At 64.3% G+C, this 18,840-nt stretch carries 17 protein-coding genes; 15 read left to right on the top strand and 2 right to left on the bottom strand.

Annotation, left to right across the window (positions count from 1 at the left end; all coding sequences use genetic code 11):
- Position 1: 1 nt before the first annotated feature.
- The 8 genes from tmk (at position 2) to CDI09_RS06320 (ending at position 10,015) form a co-directional block, all read left to right on the top strand.
- Complete coding sequence (gene tmk, locus CDI09_RS06355; protein WP_078524236.1) at positions 2-637, top strand: dTMP kinase; 636 nt, start codon at positions 2-4, stop codon at positions 635-637.
- Positions 630-1,592 carry a DNA polymerase III subunit delta' gene (locus CDI09_RS06350; RefSeq protein WP_078524235.1) on the top strand — a complete coding sequence of 321 codons (963 nt, stop codon included), beginning with the start codon at positions 630-632 and terminating at the stop codon, positions 1,590-1,592. Before tmk ends, CDI09_RS06350 begins: the two co-directional genes overlap by 8 nt.
- A complete protein-coding gene (gene metG, locus CDI09_RS06345) occupies positions 1,589-3,127 on the top strand; it encodes a methionine--tRNA ligase (RefSeq protein WP_078524233.1) in 1,539 nt (512 codons plus the stop codon). Before CDI09_RS06350 ends, metG begins: the two co-directional genes overlap by 4 nt.
- A complete protein-coding gene (locus CDI09_RS06340; RefSeq protein ID WP_078524231.1) occupies positions 3,124-3,921 on the top strand; it encodes a TatD family hydrolase in 798 nt (265 codons plus the stop codon). Before metG ends, CDI09_RS06340 begins: the two co-directional genes overlap by 4 nt.
- Positions 3,922-3,925: 4 nt before the next feature.
- Positions 3,926-4,711 carry an MBL fold metallo-hydrolase gene (locus tag CDI09_RS06335; RefSeq protein WP_078524230.1) on the top strand — a complete coding sequence of 262 codons (786 nt, stop codon included), beginning with the start codon at positions 3,926-3,928 and terminating at the stop codon, positions 4,709-4,711.
- A 161-nt stretch (positions 4,712-4,872) separates the two neighbouring features.
- Positions 4,873-6,375 carry an IMP dehydrogenase gene (gene guaB / locus CDI09_RS06330; RefSeq protein ID WP_078524228.1) on the top strand — a complete coding sequence of 501 codons (1,503 nt, stop codon included), beginning with the start codon at positions 4,873-4,875 and terminating at the stop codon, positions 6,373-6,375.
- Positions 6,376-6,413: 38 nt separating this feature from the next.
- Positions 6,414-7,712: an RsmB/NOP family class I SAM-dependent RNA methyltransferase gene (locus CDI09_RS06325; protein ID WP_078524227.1), complete on the top strand. Its 1,299-nt coding sequence runs from the start codon at positions 6,414-6,416 to the stop codon at positions 7,710-7,712.
- Positions 7,713-8,152: 440 nt separating this feature from the next.
- Entirely contained in the window at positions 8,153-10,015 is a 1,863-nt protein-coding gene (locus tag CDI09_RS06320; RefSeq protein ID WP_078524225.1) for a cation:proton antiporter, read from the top strand.
- On the opposite strand, the gene CDI09_RS06315 is transcribed toward CDI09_RS06320, so the two are convergent.
- Positions 9,999-10,511, bottom strand: coding sequence for a L,D-transpeptidase family protein (locus CDI09_RS06315; RefSeq protein ID WP_205836659.1), 513 nt, complete (start codon positions 10,509-10,511; stop codon positions 9,999-10,001). The genes CDI09_RS06320 and CDI09_RS06315 overlap by 17 nt on opposite strands.
- Positions 10,512-10,678: 167 nt before the next feature.
- Here CDI09_RS06315 and CDI09_RS06310 point away from each other — a divergent pair, with 167 nt between their 5' ends.
- Entirely contained in the window at positions 10,679-11,398 is a 720-nt protein-coding gene (locus CDI09_RS06310; protein WP_061273227.1) for a response regulator transcription factor, read from the top strand.
- A gap of 144 nt (positions 11,399-11,542) precedes the next feature.
- On the opposite strand, the gene CDI09_RS06305 is transcribed toward CDI09_RS06310, so the two are convergent.
- Positions 11,543-12,337, bottom strand: a complete 795-nt coding sequence (locus tag CDI09_RS06305) for an exodeoxyribonuclease III (protein WP_236944594.1) — start codon at positions 12,335-12,337, stop codon at positions 11,543-11,545.
- A gap of 380 nt (positions 12,338-12,717) precedes the next feature.
- Between CDI09_RS06305 and uvrC the strand changes: the two genes are divergently transcribed.
- From uvrC to CDI09_RS06275, 6 genes are all read left to right on the top strand, one after another.
- Entirely contained in the window at positions 12,718-14,604 is a 1,887-nt protein-coding gene (gene uvrC, locus CDI09_RS06300) for an excinuclease ABC subunit UvrC (RefSeq protein ID WP_167370165.1), read from the top strand.
- 92 nt (positions 14,605-14,696) lie between these two features.
- Positions 14,697-15,296, top strand: a complete 600-nt coding sequence (gene pgsA, locus CDI09_RS06295; protein ID WP_078524220.1) for a CDP-diacylglycerol--glycerol-3-phosphate 3-phosphatidyltransferase — start codon at positions 14,697-14,699, stop codon at positions 15,294-15,296.
- A gap of 87 nt (positions 15,297-15,383) precedes the next feature.
- Positions 15,384-15,881, top strand: coding sequence for a hypothetical protein (locus tag CDI09_RS06290; RefSeq protein ID WP_236944593.1), 498 nt, complete (start codon positions 15,384-15,386; stop codon positions 15,879-15,881).
- Positions 15,882-15,936: 55 nt separating this feature from the next.
- Entirely contained in the window at positions 15,937-16,191 is a 255-nt protein-coding gene (gene moaD, locus CDI09_RS06285; protein ID WP_078524218.1) for a molybdopterin converting factor subunit 1, read from the top strand.
- A 7-nt stretch (positions 16,192-16,198) separates the two neighbouring features.
- Positions 16,199-16,663, top strand: coding sequence for a molybdenum cofactor biosynthesis protein MoaE (locus CDI09_RS06280; protein WP_078524216.1), 465 nt, complete (start codon positions 16,199-16,201; stop codon positions 16,661-16,663).
- 310 nt (positions 16,664-16,973) lie between these two features.
- Positions 16,974-18,821 carry a ribonucleoside-diphosphate reductase subunit alpha gene (locus CDI09_RS06275; protein WP_236944592.1) on the top strand — a complete coding sequence of 616 codons (1,848 nt, stop codon included), beginning with the start codon at positions 16,974-16,976 and terminating at the stop codon, positions 18,819-18,821.
- Positions 18,822-18,840 lie beyond the last annotated feature (19 nt).

Here is an 18,840-nt window from a genome sequence, read left to right as displayed (position 1 = left end):
CATGGCGGGCCTGTTCATTACCTTTGAAGGCGGCGAGGGGGCGGGCAAGTCCACCCAGGCGCGGCTTCTGGCCGAATATCTGCGCGCGCAGGGGTATGATATTGACCTCACGCGCGAGCCGGGTGGCACGCCGGGGGCGGAGGCATTGCGCGAACTGCTGCTGTTTGGCGGCCACGGCCTTTCGGCTAGGGCCGAGGTCATGGCCCATTTCGCCGCCCGCACCGATCATGTCGAGCAGCGCATCGCGCCCATGCTGGCGCGCGGCGGCGTGGTGATCTGTGATCGCTTTACCGATTCAACCGAGGCCTATCAGGGCTACGGCCTGAGCCACGGCGACCCGGCCATGCTGGGCCTGATCGCCACCCTGCGCGGCCTGATTCCCGTGGTGCCAGACCTGACGTGCATGCTCGAGGTGCCGCCCGCCATGGCGCAGGCCCGCCTGGCCGGGCGGGGCGATGCCCGCATCGACCGCTACGAGGCGGAAGGCGCTGCCTTCCATGCCCGCGTGGCCGAGGGTTTTGATGCCATTGCCCGGCGCGACGCCACGCGCTGCCGCCGCATTGATGCAAGTGGCGCCACGCAGGAAGTGCAGCAGGCATTGCGCGATATCGTAACCCCGCTGCTGCCCCATGCCTGATCCGCGCACCTGCCGCCGCCTGCTTGGTCATGACGCGGCATGGCGGGAATTCCAGGCGGTCATGCGCACGGGGCGGCTGCACCATGCCTGGCTGCTGACCGGGCCGGAAGGCATCGGCAAGGCCAGCATGGCCTTTCTCATGGCGCGCGCCCTGCTGCGGGCCGAGGACCATGACAGCCCGGTGGGCCGCCGCGTCACCGCTGGCACCCATGCCGACCTGCTGGTGATTGCGCGCGGCATGGATGAAAAGCGCAACCGTCTGCGCCGCGAGATCGTGGGCGATGACATCCGCCCCATTGGCGCTTTCCTGCGGCGCACGGCGGCCGAGGGCGGCTGGCGGGTGGTGATTGTCGATGGCGCGGAATACATGAACCGCACGGCGGCCAACGCCATTCTCAAGATTCTGGAGGAACCGCCCGAGCGCGCGATCCTGATCCTCACCACCGCCGTGCCGGGCCGCCTGCTGCCCACCATCCGCAGCCGCTGCCGGGTGCTGGGCCTGTCCGCCCTTGATGAAGCGACGATGCGCGCCGTGCTGGCCACCATGCCTGATACCCCTTCAGTCGAGGAGATCGAGGCCATCATTCCACTTGCGCATGGCGCGCCGGGCAAGGCGATGGAACTGCTTGGCGGTGATGGTCCGGCCCTGTCGCGTCTGGTGGCGGATGTGATGGAGGGCACGGCAGGCGAGGGGGCAGGCTATGACATTGCCGCACAGGTCACAAAACGGGAAAATGACTTTTGCGTCTTTTTCGATCTGCTGTGTGATGCCATATCTCACAAGGCACGCGCCCTGGCCGCCAGCACGGACAGGGTGCAGAATACGGATCTGCGCCCGGCCCGTCTGGCCCTGCTGTGGCAGGACATGATGCGGCTGCGCGCGGAAACGGAACAGTTCAATCTGGATAAACAGCAGGCGGTCCTTACGGCCCTTGCGCGGGTGAGTGAAACATGACACGGCGCTACTACGTCACAACACCAATCTATTACGTGAACGGGGCGCCTCATATCGGCCACGCCTACACCTCGGTCGCAGCCGACGTGATCGCGCGCTTCAAGCGGCTGGCGGGCTTTGACGTCTTTTTCCTGACCGGCACCGACGAGCACGGCCAGAAGGTGGAGCAGGCCGCCGAGGCCAAAGGCATGCAGCCGCAGGCCTTCGCCGATGCGGTCGCTGCCGACTTCCGCGACATGTACGACACGATGGACATCTCCTATGATGACTTCATCCGCACCACGGAGCCACGCCATGTGCAGGCGGCTCAGGCATTGTGGAAGAAGCTCGAGGAAAACGGCCACATCTACCTCGATGCCTATGAAGGCTGGTACGCAACCCGTGATGAATGCTTCTATGGCGAGGAAGAACTCATCGACGGACCCGACGGCAGGAAGGTCGCCCCCACGGGTGCCGCCGTTGAGTGGGTGAAGGAGCCGTCCTACTTCTTCAACCTGTCCAAATTCGGCGACAGGCTGCTTGAACTTTATGAAACCCGCCCCGGCTTCATCGAGCCGCAGAGCCGCCGCAACGAGGTGAAGAGCTTCGTAAAGCAGGGCCTGCGCGACCTGTCCATCAGCCGCACCAGCTTCAACTGGGGCATTCCCGTGCCGGGTGACCCGAAGCATGTGATGTATGTGTGGGTCGATGCGCTGGCCAATTACCTCTCCGCCGTGGGCTACCCGGACGAGACGGCCCCGCGGTGGGATTTCTGGCCCCCCAACCTGCACCTTGTGGGCAAGGACATCCTGCGTTTCCACGCCATTTACTGGCCCGCGCTGCTGATGGCGGCCGACCTGAAGCTGCCCGAGCGCGTGTTCTCGCATGGCTGGTGGACCATCGAGGGCCAGAAGATGAGCAAGTCGCTGGGCAACGTGGTGGACCCGCGCGACCTGGTGAAAACCTTCGGCCTCGATCCCATCCGCTTCTTCCTGATGCGCGAGATGCCCTTTGGTGGTGACAGCGACCTCAGCCGTCGCGCCATCATCTCGCGCATGAATGTCGAACTGGCCAATGACCTCGGCAACCTTGCCCAGCGCACCCTCTCGCAGGTTGCACGCAACTGCGAAGGTAAATTGCCCGCGCAGGGCAAACATACCGATGAGGACCGCGAACTGCTGGCCACCGCCAGCCTTCTGCCCGACATCATGCACCAGCAGATTGACCGCCAGGCCCTGACCGACGCGCTGGAAGAAGTGTGGAAGCTGATCCGCGCGTGTAACGCCTATATCGACCATCAGGCCCCGTGGAAGCTCAGGAAAACCGACCCCGAGCGCATGGGCGAGGTGCTGCGCGTGCTGGTCGATGCGCTGCGCATCATCGCTACCGTGTTGCAGCCTTACATGCCCGGCAGCATGGATAAAATGCTGACACAGCTTGGCGTGGCGGAAAGCGAGCGTGATTTCGCAGCCCTCGATGTGCCGCTGCCCGCGGGCCGCGTGCTGCCCAGGCCTGAGGGCGTTTTCCCGCGCCATGAGGAGCCTGAGGCATCATGACCCGCACGGGGCTGACCGACTCCCACTGCCATCTCGATCATTTTTCCGATGAGGAAATGCCCGAAGTCCTGGCCCGCACGCGCGAGGCCGGGGTGGACGGGCTGGTGACCATCGGCACGCGGCTGTCACGCGCGGACCAGCAGAAAAAGCTGGCCACGCTTGATACGCCCGACCTGCGGGTCTGGTGCACCATCGGCACCCATCCCGACCATGTGGACGAGGAGGCGCTCCCCACCGGGGCCGAACTCGCGGCCATGGCAGATGATGCCCGCGTGGTGGGCATTGGCGAGAGCGGGCTGGACTACTTCCATGGCGGGGAGGACATCCGCCCCCGCCAGCAGGAGAGCTTTCGGGTGCATATCGATGCCGCCCGCCGCACTGGCCTGCCGCTGGTCATCCACACGCGGGAGGCCGATGACGACACACTGGCCATTTTGCGTGACGAGACCGAGAGCCGGGGGGCGTTTCCATTCCTGATCCACTGCTTCTCATCCGGGCCGGAGCTGGCACGGGGCGCGCTGGAACTGGGGGGGTATATCAGCTTCTCGGGCATCGCCACCTTCAACCGCGCGCAGTCCGTGCGCGATGTGGCGAAGGACGTACCCGCCGGGCGGCTGCTGGTGGAGACCGATTCGCCCTATCTGGCGCCCGTGCCCAGGCGTGGCAAGCGCAACGAGCCGGGTTATGTGGCCTATACCGCGCGCCTGCTGGCCGAACTGCGCGGCATGGACGATGCGGCGTTCGCCAGCATGACCACGCGCAATTTCGGTCGACTGTTCACACAGGCGGTATAACGGCATGGATATGATCATACTGGGCTGCGGCGGTTCGGCGGGCGTGCCCATGCTCGGTGGTCCGGACGGGGCGGGGGACTGGGGCGAATGCGACCCCACCGAGCCACGCAACCGGCGCACCCGGGCCTCCGTGCTGATCGATGACGGGCCGGGCCGCCGCCTGCTTGTCGATACGGGGCCGGACCTGCGCGCACAGTTTCTGGCGCAGCGCATCGGCATGATCGACGCCGTGGTCTATACCCATGCCCATGCCGACCATATCCTTGGGCTGGATGAACTGCGCGCCATCAACCGCATCATCAACGGCCCGATTCCCGTCTATGGCACGGCGGAGGTGCTGGAGGAGATCCGCACCCGATTCGATTACGCCTTCCGCCCATGGACGCCGCCAGGCATCTTCCGCCCCATACTGGATGTGAACACCATCGCCCTGCCATCCACGCAGGTTGTGGCCGGGATGGAAGTGCAGTTTTTTGCCCAGACCCATGGCCGGATCGAAACGCTGGGCCTGCGCGCGGGGCCGATGGCCTACTGCACCGATGTTGCCGAACTCGACGAGCACGCCCTGGCCGTGCTGCGCGGGGTCGATACATGGGTGGTGGACTGCTTCCAGCGCGCAACCCATCCCTCGCATGGCTGGCTGGAGTGCGTGCTGGCATGGCGCGACGTAATACGGCCGCGCCGCACGGTGCTGACCCATATGGGGCCGGACATGGACTGGGCATGGATGCAGGCCAACCTGCCCGCAGGGGTCGAGGCCGCGTATGACGGCCTGCGCCTGAGCGCGTAAGGGCAGGCAGGCTGCTGTTTTTTTGCCCCGTGCGGGCAGAAAGCGCACGAAGCCCGCGCGTAATGCTTGCCAGCGCCCGCTTAGCCCCCTAAGAGGGTGCGCCAACGGTCGGTGACCCGAGGCGCGGGGTAGCCGCCATCTGCTGACGAGGCCCCTGCATCATGTCTTCCATTTCCCAAACCACATCGACTCCCCGGCTTGAGGACCGCATCCGCGAGGCCCTCGCCTTTGATGACGTGCTGGTCGTGCCCGATGAATCGAGCGTGCTGCCTTCGCAGACCTCGACAAAAACCCGGCTGACCCGCAAGATCACCCTCAACATTCCGCTGATTTCCTCGGCCATGGATACCGTGACCGAAGATAACATGGCCATCGCCATGGCCCAGAACGGTGGGCTCGGTGTCATCCACAAGAACCTGACCATCGAGCAGCAGGCCGAGCAGGTCCGCCGCGTCAAGCGCTTCGAATCGGGCATGGTGGTCAATCCGGTCACCGTCTATCCCGACCAGACGCTGGCTGAAGTGAATGCCACCATGTCGCGCCATGGCATCAGCGGCCTGCCGGTGGTCGAGCGTGAGACCAACCGTCTCGTGGGCATCCTGACCAACCGCGACGTGCGCTTCGCCACCGATCCCGCCCAGCGCGTGTATGAACTCATGACGCGCGAGAACCTCGTGACCGTGCGCAACGGCGTGGACCGCGACCAGGCCCGCCAGCTCCTGCACCGCCACCGCATTGAAAAGCTTCTGGTCGTTGATGACGAGGACCGCTGCATCGGCCTCATCACCGTAAAGGACATGGACCGCGCGGTGCAGTACCCGCAGGCCAACAAGGACAGCCTTGGCCGCCTGCTGTGCGCCGCCGCCACCGGCGTGGGCGATGATGGCGTGGCCCGTGCGCGCGAACTGATCGCGGCGGGGGTGGACGTGGTGGTGATCGATACCGCTCATGGCCACTCGGCGGGGGTGCTGAAAAGCATCGAGCGCATCCGCGCCATCGAAAACGATATCCAGATCATCGCGGGCAATGTGGCCACCCCCGAGGCGGCGCAGGCGCTCATTGGCGCGGGCGCCGACTGCGTGAAGGTAGGCATCGGCCCCGGCTCGATCTGCACCACGCGCGTGGTGGCGGGTGTGGGCGTGCCGCAGTTCTCCGCCGTGATGGAAACCTCGGCCGCGTGCCATGAGCTTGACGTGCCCGCCATTGCTGATGGCGGCGTGCGCACATCGGGCGATATCGTCAAGGCGATCGGCGCGGGGGCCGATGTGGTCATGATCGGCTCGCTGCTCGCAGGCACGGAAGAGGCGCCGGGCGAGGTGTTCCTGTATCAGGGCCGCACCTACAAGTCCTATCGTGGCATGGGCAGCCTTGGCGCCATGTCACGCGGGTCGGCGGATCGCTACTTCCAGCAGGACATCAAGGACACGCACAAGATGGTGCCCGAGGGCATCGAAGGCCGCGTGGCCTACAAGGGTGCGATGGGCGCCGTGGTGCATCAGCTCGTGGGCGGCCTGCGTGCAGGCATGGGCTATACCGGCTCGGCCACTGTTGCCGACCTGCAAAAGCGCGCGCGCTTCCGCCGCATTACCGGCGCGGGCCTGCGCGAGAGCCATGTGCATGACGTGTCCATCACGCGTGAAGCCCCGAACTACCGGCAGGACTGATCCTGCCGGCCTTTCCCACAATAACGGTTCCCTGATTCATGACACCCAGCGCACGGCTTTCCGCCGCCATTGACCTGCTTGCCGCAATGGAGGCGACGCCGCAGCGTCCTGCCGATGCGCTGGCCAATGCCTTCTTTCGTGAACGGCGTTATATTGGCGGCGGCGACCGCCGGGCCATATCGGCGCGCGTGTGGCGCGTGCTGCGGCACTGGCGCAGGCTGCACTGGTGGATTGAACGCGTGGGGGGCAAGGTCACGCCCCGCACGCTGGTGCTGGCCATGATGGCGCTCGACCCGGATGCGCGTGAAAACCCGCAGCATCTCTTTACCGGTGAGCGGTACGCGCCGCTGGGGCTGATTGGCTCCGAGAGCAGCCTGTATGACCAGCTTGAAGGGCAGGGGCTGCTCCACCCCGACATGCCGCCCGCCGTGCGGCTGGAGGTGCCGGACTGGCTGCTGCCCCGCCTTGAGCGGACCTTTGGCGCGGGGCTGGAAGCCGAACTGGCCGCCATGGATGGCGAGGCGACGCTTGACCTGCGGGTGAACCTGCTCAAATCAGACCGCCCCAGCGCGCAGGCCGCCCTTGAAGGGGAAGGCATCCATGCGGTTGATACCGCGCTCTCGCCGTGGGGGCTGCGGGTTGCGGGCCGCCAGCCCATCACGTCGTGCGCGGCGTTTCGCAGCGGGCTGATCGAAATTCAGGATGAAGGCAGCCAGCTTGTCGTCGCCGCCGTGGGCGCACGGCCGGGCATGCGCGTGCTCGATTACTGCGCAGGTGCCGCAGGCAAGACGCTGGGCATGGCCATGACCATGGAGAACCGTGGGCACATCGTGGCGTGCGACGTGTCCGAACCCCGACTGGAAGGCGCGGTGCGTCGCCTGCGCCGCGCGGGCGTGCATAATGCCGAGCGCCACCTGCTGGTGGCGGGCGACCGCTGGGCGCGCCGCCGCAGTGGCAGCTTTGACCGTGTGCTGGTCGATGCGCCATGCACCGGCACCGGCACATGGCGGCGCAACCCCGATGCCCGCCTGCGCCTGCGCGAGCAGGACCTTGTGGAACTGACCGAAAAGCAGGCCGCGATCATGGACCGTGCCGCAGCCCTGGTGCGGCCGGGCGGGCGGATGGTCTATGCCACATGCTCCGTGCTGCGTGAGGAAAATGGCGACCAGATTGCAGCCTTCCTGGCTCGCAATCCGGCCTTTTCGCTCGTCGTGCCCGATGGCGCGGATGATGACCTGCCCGCGGGACTGAGCACAGATGGACAGGTCAGCCTGACACCGCGCCAGCACCATACGGATGGTTTTTTTGCCGCCATCATGCAGCGTGAAGCGGGCTGAGGCCGTTTGAAAAAGATTCGCCAGAAAATTTTATAATTTCAAGGTATTATGAGGCCCGCCTTTTCAAACAGGCGGTGTTTTCCAGCTAAATCCTTTTCTCTGGCATCCTGTGCCCGTCATGTAGGGGGGAGGCAGCCATCAACAAAGCGTCAGCGCAACAAAAGAAAGTCAAAGCGCGCTTGCGGGGTCTTTAACATTCACGCCGTATTCTGTTGCGGCAAGAAATATTTTTGGCTTATCTATGACAGGCCGGTTCTGGTTTCCTGCCCTGGGGCGTTATTGTTGCACATATACAGTGTCATGTGCCGAATCTGACGGGATCATGGATGCGGCGCAGGGATGGGTGTGCGCGTGCCGCGCGCGGGGCTGAGGGGCCTTCCCATTCATGATCCATCGGCAGGCTGGCGCCAGCGGCATGTGCAACATTATGGGACATCGGAATGCAGGCAACAAACCTGGCAATTGGAATTCTGTTCGTGCTAGGCGGCGGCATTGCGGCCCAGTGGGTAGCGTGGCGCTTCAAGCTGCCTGCCATCGTGCTGCTGTTCGCCCTTGGGCTGATCTGCGGGCCGGGGCTTGGCATCCTGCATCCGGCGACGGCCATCGGGCCGTATTTCCACCCGCTCGTGTCCATGGCCGTGGCGTTCATCGTGTTCGAGGGCGGGCTCGCGCTTGACCTGCGGCAGTGGCGTGAATCGGGCGAGGGCGTGCTGCGCCTGACTGCCGCGGCCCTGCCCATCAACTGGGTGCTCGGCTCACTGGCGGCGCATTATGTGGGGCATCTGAACTGGGGCACGGCGTGGCTGTTTGGCGCCATTGTGGTGGTGACGGGGCCAACCGTGGTGCTGCCCCTGCTGCGGCACACCAAGCTGCGGCCAAGGGTGGCGGCCTTCCTGCGGTGGGAGGCGATCGTGAACGACCCCATCGCCGCCATTCTGGCAACACTGATGCTCGAATGCCTGCTGATCAGTTCCAGCCACACATCCGATGCATCGCTCGCAGCGGTGGAAATCGGGCCGCATCTGCTGTTCGCCACCATGTTTTCCATCGGGTGCGGCATTTTTCCCGCCCTGCTCATCAAGTTCCTTTCGGCGCGCGACCTGCTGCCCGAGATCCTGCGCATTCCCATGATCCTGGCCTTCGCCATGGGGGTTGCGGCCATCTGCAACCTGCTCATGCAGGGCGCGGGGCTCATGGCGGCCACCGTGTTTGGCATGGCGCTGGCCAACCTGCATGTGACCGGCATGTCGGAACTCCAGCGCATCAAGGAATCGCTGGGTGTGATCGTGGTCTCGTGCCTGTTCGTGCTGCTGACGGCGGACCTGCAGCGCACGGTGCTGTCAGAGCTGTCCTGGCCCATCATGGCGCTGACATTCACGGTCATGTTCGTGGTGCGGCCGCTGGGCATCTACCTCTCCACCATCGGGGCGAGCATGTCGTGGCAGGAGCGGCTGTTTGTGGGGTGGATCGCGCCGCGTGGCATCGTGGCCGCCGCCGTGTCCGGCGTGGTGGGGCTGCAGTTGCAGGAGGCCGGTTACGCGGGGGCCAACATGATTACGCCCGCCGTGTTCGCGCTGATCGCCTCGACCATGATCCTGCATGGATTCTCGCTGCGCCCGCTGGCGCGCGCGCTCAAGCTGACCCTGTCCGATGAGCCGGCGCTGGCCATCATGGGCGCCAATGCATGGTCCACCAACCTCGCCCGCGTGGTGCATGACCGGGGCGTGCCGGTGCTGCTTGTCGATACTTATGCGCCTGCGCTCAACAAGGCGGCGGGGGTGGGCGTGCCGGTGCTGCGCGCCGAACTGCTTTCGGTCGAAGGGCAGGAAAGCCTGGAGGAGCGCCCCGCCGACTACCTGATCGCCACCACGCCGGACGCCATCTATAACGGCCTTGTCTGCGCGCGCATGGCGCCTGATCTGGGGCGGCAGCGCGTGTTTCAGGTCAGTCCGGGCATTGCGAGGCTGGACCTGTATCACGGGCTGAGCCGGGATTCGCGCGGCAAGGTGCTGGGCGAGCCTGCGTGGAATTTCTCGCTCATCGATTCCCGCTACGCCCAGGGCTGGCGCTTTGGCAGCTATATTGCCGATGAAACCATAAGCGAAACCCGGCTGACCGATGGCCCGGCCATGTTGTTCATGATTATCCGCAAGGGCACGGCGATCTGGGTTTCCTCCGCCGAGGATGCGATTCCGGCCGAACCGGCGGAGGGTGACATCATCGTGCTGTTCATGCCGCCGGGGCAGGAGGATGCCAGCCGGACGGGCCTGCCCGTGGTCGATGGGCCTATCCCGGCGGCCTGACCTCGATTTCCGCAAGGCCTGCGGCCAGCAGGCGGCGTAGCACGGGCTCGGGCAGGGCGATGCAGCCCTCCGTGGGCCTGCCGCCTTTGGGCGGAAGGTGGAGGAAGATCGCCGACCCCGCACCAGAATGGACAGGCGCGTCGTTATAACCCAGCACAACCACAATGTCGTAAACGTGATCCTCGCGCCACAGACGCTCATGCCGGGCAGGGTGGGGCAGGGTGACATGGCGGTTGTAATCGGGGCTGGCGGGGTCATCGCACCAGCCATCGAGCGGCGAGAGCGGCTCGACAGGCAGATGACAAACAGGTGATGCCACCCGGTCGGCGCGATAGAACACGCGCCGCAATGGCAGAATACCGGCAGGTGTTGCGTGATCTCCCTCAATTTTACGGGTTTTTACGCCGCCCGCGCCGATGATGGCGGGCATAATTTCGCGAATGCAATGCAGTTGTGCATCCAGCCCTGTATTCGTTTGCAAAATAGCGCGTATCATGAATTCCTCTGGATCGGGTCGTATTTATGTTATCTCCGGCCTCATCCGGCTGCATACGGCATCGGGGCCGGCGGGTCATGGGCCTGCTGGTCATGGGGTCGGGCATGAACAGCAAGACAGAGACCGGTTCGATAAAGGGCCGGGACTAAAGTGATAAAGAGGGTTCGATGGCAGGAGCACGTCCCATACTGATAGCGGACGACGATCAGACTTTACGTCAGATGCTCGTTGAACAGCTACAGATTGATGGTGAATTTGAAGCGATCGAGGCTGGCTCCGTCGCCGAAGCCTGGGAAAAGCTGCAGAAACCGGGGGCGCGTTTTGACGCGATCATCCTCGATGTATCCCTGCCCGACGGGGACGGGCGTGATTTCTGCGCCGACCTGCGGCGCAAGGGCAAGCGCATCCCCATCATCATCCTGACTGGTTCTGATGACGAGACGGATGTGGTGCGCGGGCTAGATGCGGGCGCCAATGACTACGTGGCCAAGCCGTTCCGCATTGCGGAGCTTCTGGCCCGGCTGCGCGCACAGATGCGCATTTTCGAGAACAGCGAGGACGCGGTCTTCGCCATCGGGCCGTATATCTTCCGCCCCTCCGCCAAGCTGTTGCAGGAAACGGCCAAGAACCGCCGTATCCGCCTGACGGAAAAGGAAGCGGCCATCCTGAAGTTCCTGTACCGCGCGGGCACGCGCCCCGTGCCCCGGCAGGTGCTGCTCAATGAGGTATGGGGCTACAACGCGGCGGTGACCACCCACACGCTGGAAACCCATATCTACCGCCTGCGCCAGAAGATCGAGCCCGACCCCACCAATGCCAGCCTGCTGGTGACGGAAGGCGGCGGCTACCGTCTCGACCCCGAAGGCGGCAAGAGCGCCCTTGCCTGAACGGGTTTCATTCTGAACCGTGGATTGTGACGGGCCGCCCGGTTTCGGGCGGCCCGGTCGCGTTTGAACGACGGATTGATAAAAGTTTTGGGTGAGGCGTTTAAAAAGGCGGCGCCCGTCAATTTATCTGCTGATAACAGGCCGTCAGGCGTCGATGTCGATCAGCACCGGCACGTGGTCGGACGGCTTTTCCCAGTCGCGGGCGGTGCGGAGCACCTCCATGCCGCGCAGGGCATCCTGCAGGTCGGGCGTGACCCATACATGGTCCAGCCGCCGCCCCCGGTTCGATGCACTCCAGTTGCGGTTGCGATAGGACCACCACGTATAAAGCTTCTCATCCGGCGGCACGAATTCGCGCATGGCGTCGATGAAGCCGGTCTGCTGCCAGGCCAGCAGGCGCTCTGTCTCCGCAGGCGTGTGGCTGACAATCCTGAGCAGTTGTTTGTGGCTCCACACATCCTGCTCGAGGGGGGCGATGTTCAGGTCGCCCACCAGCACGGTGCGCCGCATGGCGCGGGCCGAGAACCACTGGCGCGCCTCCTCCACAAAAGCCAGCTTGTGGGCGAATTTGGGGTTCTCGACCGGGTCGGGCACATCGCCCCCCGCAGGCACGTAGAAATCGTGCACGTCAATCGCGTCATCCCCCGTGCCATGGCGCACGGCGATGTGGCGGCAGTCGCCCTTTTCGCACCAGTCCGGCGTATCCTCCAGCACGGTTACGGGTTGGCGTGACAGGATGGCCACCCCATTATATCCCTTCATGCCCCGAAACACGACATGCCCGAAGCCAAGGGCGCGCACGTCAGCAAGCGGGAACAGGGCATCGGGCACCTTGGTTTCCTGCAGGCAGACGATATCGGGTGATGTGTCCTGGCACAGCCGGGCGAGAAGCGGCATCCGCAGGCGAAGGGAATTGATATTCCAGGTGACGATACGCATATCGGCTGCATTGCCGATCCGTGGCAGGCTGACAAGAATATTTTTTTCCCCACACAGTCCGGCGCAGGACGAAAACAGGAACGAATGGCAAAAGGCGGCTGATATTTCCTGCAAAAATACAATCCGGGGAGCAGGACACAGGGATGCCATAATTTGTCCACCTGTGGGGTTGACAGCACTGAATCCGGCCTGTCGTGGAGCGGATTTTTTTTCCGGCCTCCGGCTTGTCCAATATAATTGTTTAAAAACAGTAGGTTGTTGTTAGTGATGTTTTTTTGGGCAATCCAAGTGCAGGAACGGAAAACCGCCACCCGCACGTTTTTTTCGGCCCCTGCTCCACAGACTTATCCACATTATCGGTGGATGAACGGCTGCCGTCCATGACAACTGCCATTTCCGACGCACCAGTCCGCCCGGTGGGGGTCGACGCGATCCACCATGCCCTGCGCACCATGCCGCAGGCGCCGGGCGTGTACCGCATGCTCGGTGAAAAGGGGGACGTGCTCTATGTGGGCAAGGCGCTGAACCTGAAGAAGCGCGTGATTTCCTACACCCATGTCAGCCGCCTGACCGAGCGCCTGCGCCGCATGGTGTCGGAAACGCGCAGCATGGAAATCGTCACCACCCATACCGAGGCCGAGGCCCTGCTGCTTGAGGCCAATTACATCAAGCGCATGCAGCCGCGTTACAACATCCTGCTGCGTGATGACAAAAGCTATCCGTGGATCATGCTGACCGACCGGCATGACTTCCCCCAGATCAGCAAGCACCGGGGCAAGCCGGTCAAGGGGGCGTCGTACTGGGGGCCGTTCGCCTCGGCCTGGTCGGTCAACCAGACGCTGAACCTGCTCCAGCGCACCTTCCTGCTGCGCTCGTGCTCCGATAGCGAGATGCAGGGCCGCACGCGTCCGTGTCTTCTGCACCAGATCCATCGCTGCTCGGCGCCGTGCACCGACCGCATCAGCCGTGAGGACTATGCCGAGCTTGCCGCCCAGGCGCGCAGCTTCCTGGCGGGCAAGGATCCGGACATGCGCGAGAAGCTGGGCCGTGAGATGGAACAGGCCGCCGAGGCGCTGGAATTCGAGCGCGCCGCCGCCATCCGCGACCGCATACGCGGGCTTTCGGCCCTGCAGCAGGATTCCAGCGTCATCAATCCCTCCAGCGTGAGTGACGCGGACATCATCGCCATCTGGCAGATTGCAGGGCAGTCGTGCATTCAGGTGTTCTTCATCCGTGCGGGGCGCAACAACGGCAACCGGGCGTTCTTTCCCAGCCATGCGCGTGATGAGAACGCGCCCGACGTGCTCGCAGCCTTCATTGGCCAGTTTTATGATGACAAGCCCCCGCCCGCCCAGGTGCTCGTCAATCAGGACCTGCCGGAGCTTGACGTGCTCACCGCCGCCCTGAGCCTGCGCCGGGGTCGCAAGGTCGAGATCATCCACCCGCAGCGTGGCGAGAAGCGTGGCGTGATCGAGCATGCTGCCCTGAACGCGCGCGAGGCGCTGGAGCGCAGGATGGCCGAAAGCGCGGGGCAGGCGAAGCTTCTGCAGGGCGTGGCCGACCTGTTTGGCCTCGACTCTCCACCCAAACGCATCGAAACCTACGATAACAGCCACATTCAGGGGGCGAATCCCTATGGCGTGATGGTGGTGGGCGGCCCCGAGGGGTTTGAAAAACGCGCCTACCGCAAATTCTCCATCAAGGGGCCGGTCACGCCGGGCGATGACTTCGCCATGATGCGCGAGGTGCTCGAACGGCGCTTCCGCCGCGCACTCAAGGACCGCGAGGAAGGCGTGCGCCCCGAGGACTGGCCCGACATCCTGCTTATTGATGGCGGGGCAGGGCAGTACACCGCCGTGCGCGGCGTGCTTGACGAACTTGGCGTGACGGGCGTGACCCTGGTGGGCATTGCCAAGGGGCCGGACCGTGATGCGGGGCGGGAGTGGTTCCACACCGCCGACCGGCCACCCTTCCAGCTGCCGCCGCGCGATCCGGTGCTGTATTACCTCCAGCGCCTGCGTGACGAGGCGCACCGCTTCGCCATCACCACCCACCGCGCCGGGCGCTCCAAAACGCTGGTGCGCTCGGAACTCGATGATATTCCCGGCGTTGGACCGGCACGCAAGCGCGCGCTGCTCAAGCATTTCGGATCGGCGCGCGGCGTGCGGCAGGCTGGCCTGGGAGAACTCGAGCATGCGCCAGGCATCAACCGCGACATGGCGCGGGTCATTTACGGTTTTTTCCATCCCGACTGGACAGGAGAGTGAGCGGCTGTCATGCAGATGTGAGCCTGTAAACTGCCTGACAGGCGTTATCAGTATCTTGGCTTTCTCCTTTTCTTGGTTATAGCAGTATCAGCATGCTTACCGACCTGCCCAACCTCCTGACCCTGTCCCGCATTGTCGTGGTGCCGATTGTCGTGGCGCTTGTGGTCATTCACACGGCGCAGACCGATTGCGCCGCGTGCGTGCTGTTTATCCTGGCGGGCATTACCGATTACTTCGATGGCAAGCTGGCGCGGGCATGGAACCAGAATTCCGACCTCGGCCGCATGCTCGACCCCATTGCCGACAAGCTGCTCGTTGGCGCGTCGCTCATGGTCATGGCGGGGCTGGGGCGGCTGCCTTACGGGTGCCTGTACCCCGCCATCATCATCCTGTGCCGCGAGATTCTGGTCAGTGGCCTGCGTGAATATCTTGCCGCCACCCGCATAGGCCTGCCGGTGACGAAACTCGCCAAATGGAAGACCGGATTCCAGATGACGGCCATCGGCTTCCTGCTGGCAGGCGACAGCACGGCGGGGCTGCTGCATATCGGCTGGCTGCCGGTCAATGTGCTCGGGGCCGTGATGATGTGGATCGCCGCCGCCCTGACGCTGATCACCGGGTGGGATTATGTCTCTACCGGGCTGCGCCATGTGGGGCGCGGCGCTTCGGGCGCCACCAAATTATCTTCCTGACCTACATGAAAAATTAACGCGCTTCATGGCTGATCGTCCCTGCGGGCCCATGCGCCCGCCGGTTTGGCGAGGAGGCGAGGGAAGAGCGTGGTGCGCAATGCAATGGTGCTGTCATTGCTGGCGGGGCTGGCAGGATGCGGCGGATTCGGGCCGATCCTGGCCGATAATACCGAATTTCCCGGCAGCCTGCCCAATACGCCACGCGCGGAGGGGGAGAACATGCGCCGCGTGAGCGGGCAGGCTCCGCAGGTGCTGCCCATCATGCCGCAGGCGCGCAACATCTGGCCCGTTCTGCCTGATGGGCAGGTGGACCCGGCGCAGGGGGACAGGGTCGCAGCCATGCTGCCCGGCGCCGGAGCCCGGCCCGGTGGCGGGGCCGGGCATGACCTGCCCGCGGGGGGCGAGATGCAGATTGGCAACGATGCAGTGGACGATGGGCTGCCCGGGCACGTTTCCGCATTGTCTTCGGGGCAGGGGGCAACGCATAAGGGCGCAGCGGATGCGGCGATCATCGTGCCCAATGGCGATGGCACCACAACCGAGGTCAGCGCCGATGGCACGGTGCATGAACAGCAGGCCCCCTGACGTGACCCGCCCCTGCGGGGCGCCGGGCCTGCCCTGAGTGGGAGAGAAGAGCGGAATGCTACGCATTCTTTATTTTGCATGGCTGCGCGACCGCCTCGGCCGCTCCGGCGAGACGCTGCCCCTGCCGCAGGGCGCGCATTGCGTGCAGGATCTGATTACGGCCCTGCGCGCGCGTGGCGGAGAGTATGCCGCCATCTTCGCCAGGCCTGAGCTGATCCGCGTAGCCGTGAACCAGAGTTTCGCCACGATCGCCGCCCCTATTGCCGCGCATGACGAGATTGCCTTCTTCCCGCCGGTTACAGGGGGCTGAGACCATTATGCCGCGTGTCACGATCCGCGTTCAGGCCGAGGTGTTCGATAGCGCCCATGAAACCGCGCTGCTGCTGCGCGGGCACGAGGATGTGGGAGGAGTCGCCGCCTTTACCGGAATCGTGCGTGGCGGTGGCGGGCTGGTGGCGCTGGAACTCGAACATTACCCCGGCATGACCGAATCCATGATGCGCCGCATAGCGGAATCGGCGTGCACGCGATTCGGGCTGGTGGGCTGCACGGTCATCCACCGGGTAGGCAGGCTGGCGGTGGGCATGCCCATCGTGCTGGTGCTGTGTGCCTCCGCCCACCGCAGCGCAGCGCAGGAGGCCACCGCCTTCATGATGGACTGGCTCAAGACCAGCGCGCCGTTCTGGAAACGCGAGGAATTTGCCAGCGGGCACAGCGCCTGGGTCGAACCCCGCGCACAGGATGAGGCGGCAAAGGCGCGGTGGGGCAGCCTGACGGACTGAGGCGGAGGGGAGAAAAATTAAAAAAAATAATCTCCCGTCAATGCGCTTGACGTAAGCTGGCCGCTGATTCGGAACAACGTTCCCCATTTTTCATGGCCTACATTATGTAGTGCAAAGCGGCATGAAATGGTCCATATATAGGGGCATATCATAAAACCCCGTCCCACCACGCAGGCGCCCGAAAGGCCCTGCGTGCCTTGGCGCGGGCCGATTACGGAGAATGTAAATGGTCCTGGATGACGTATCCGGCGGCATGGCCGATCGTTCTGCCAACGGGGATGGGATCGTCCAGGGAAAGGACAGTACGCCCATGCCTGACACGTCTGACATGCTGGACAGTGTGGTCCAGCTTCCCGGTCATCATCCCGTGCGCGTGGACCATTCCCGCGATGCGCTGCTTACGGCGTTTGGCAAGGCAACGCTCAACAACCGCTACCTTCTGCCTGATGAGAGCTATCAGGACCTGTTTGGCCGCGTGGCCTCGTATTACGGGGCCAACCCGGCCCATGCCCAGCGGCTGTATGACTACATCTCGCGGCACTGGTTCATGCCGGCCACGCCGGTGCTCTCCAATGGGGGCACCTCGCGGGGGCTGCCCATCTCGTGCTTCCTCAACGAGGCCAATGACAGCCTGCGCGGCATCGTGGACCTGTGGAACGAGAATGTGTGGCTGGCCAGCAAGGGTGGTGGCATCGGTTCCTACTGGGGCAACCTGCGCTCGATTGGCGAGAACGTGGGCCGTAACGGCAAGACCTCGGGCGTCATTCCCTTCATCCGTGTGATGGACAGCCTGACGCTGGCCATCAGCCAGGGCTCGCTGCGGCGTGGATCGGCTGCGGTGTACCTGCCGGTCTGGCACCCCGAGATCGAGGAATTCATCGAGCTGCGCCGCCCCACCGGCGGCGACCCCAACCGCAAGGCGCTCAACCTGCATCATGGCGTGCTGGTGTCGGATGCGTTCATGCGCGCTGTGGCCGATGATGATGAATGGGCGCTGCTCTCCCCCAAGGACAACACGGTCATCCGCAAGGTCTCGGCGCGTGCGCTGTGGATTCGCATCCTGACCGCGCGGATGGAGCAGGGCGAGCCGTACATCATCTATTCCGACCATGTGAACAACGCGCGCCCCGAGCACCACAAGCTGGCGGGGCTCGAGGTCAAGACATCGAACCTGTGCGCCGAGATCACGCTGCCCACCGGCATGGACCACCATGGCCGAGAGCGCACGGCGGTGTGCTGCCTCTCCTCGCTCAATCTCGAGACGTGGGATGAGTGGAAGGATGACCCGCAGTTCATCGAGGATGTGATGCTGTTCCTCGACAACGTGCTGCAGGACTTCATCGACCGCGCGCCCGATGACATGGAGCGCGCCCGCTACGCCGCCATGCGCGAGCGCTCGGTGGGGCTGGGGGTCATGGGGTTCCATTCCTTCCTGCAGGCCAAGAACGTGCCGTTCGAGAGCGTTGTGGCCAAGAGCTGGAACCGCAAGATCTTCCAGCACATCCGCGCGCAGGCCGATGCCGCCTCACGCAAGCTGGCCGAAGAGCGTGGGCCGTGCCCCGATGCGGCGGAATATGGCGTGATGGAGCGCTTCTCCAACAAGATGGCGATTGCGCCCACGGCGTCGATTTCCATCATCGCGGGCAATGCCAGCCCCGGCATCGAGCCGATCGCGGCCAATGTGTTCCTGCAAAAGACGCTGTCCGGCTCGTTTACCGTGCGCAACCGCCACCTTGACAAGCTGCTGACCAGCAAGGGCCGGAACACCAGCGATGTCTGGTCGTCCATCACGCTCAACAAGGGCAGCGTGCAGCATCTCGACTTCCTGACCCAGCAGGAGAAGGACGTGTTCAAGACCGCGTTCGAACTCGACCAGCGCTGGGTGATCGAGCATGCGGCGGATCGTGCGCCGTTCATCTGTCAGGCGCAGTCGATCAACATCTTCCTGCCTGCCAACGTGCACAAGCGCGACCTGCACCAGATCCATTACATGGCGTGGAAGCGGGGGGTGAAATCGCTGTATTACTGCCGCTCCCTGTCCATCCAGCGGGCCGATGCGGTGAGCGATGGCCAGGAAAAGCGTGACGTGCCGCCAAAGGATGGCGGCAGCCCCCCCGCGACATCGGGCGACTATGAGGAATGCCTCGCCTGCCAGTAGGGTGAGAAGAAAAGTTTTT

It is taken from the genome of Komagataeibacter nataicola (genome assembly GCF_003207795.1).
In the GTDB taxonomy this organism is placed as follows: Bacteria; Pseudomonadota; Alphaproteobacteria; order Acetobacterales; family Acetobacteraceae; genus Komagataeibacter; species Komagataeibacter nataicola.
The sequence above is the reverse complement of the archived record's forward strand: the minus strand, read 5'-3'. Positions and strand labels throughout refer to the sequence as shown.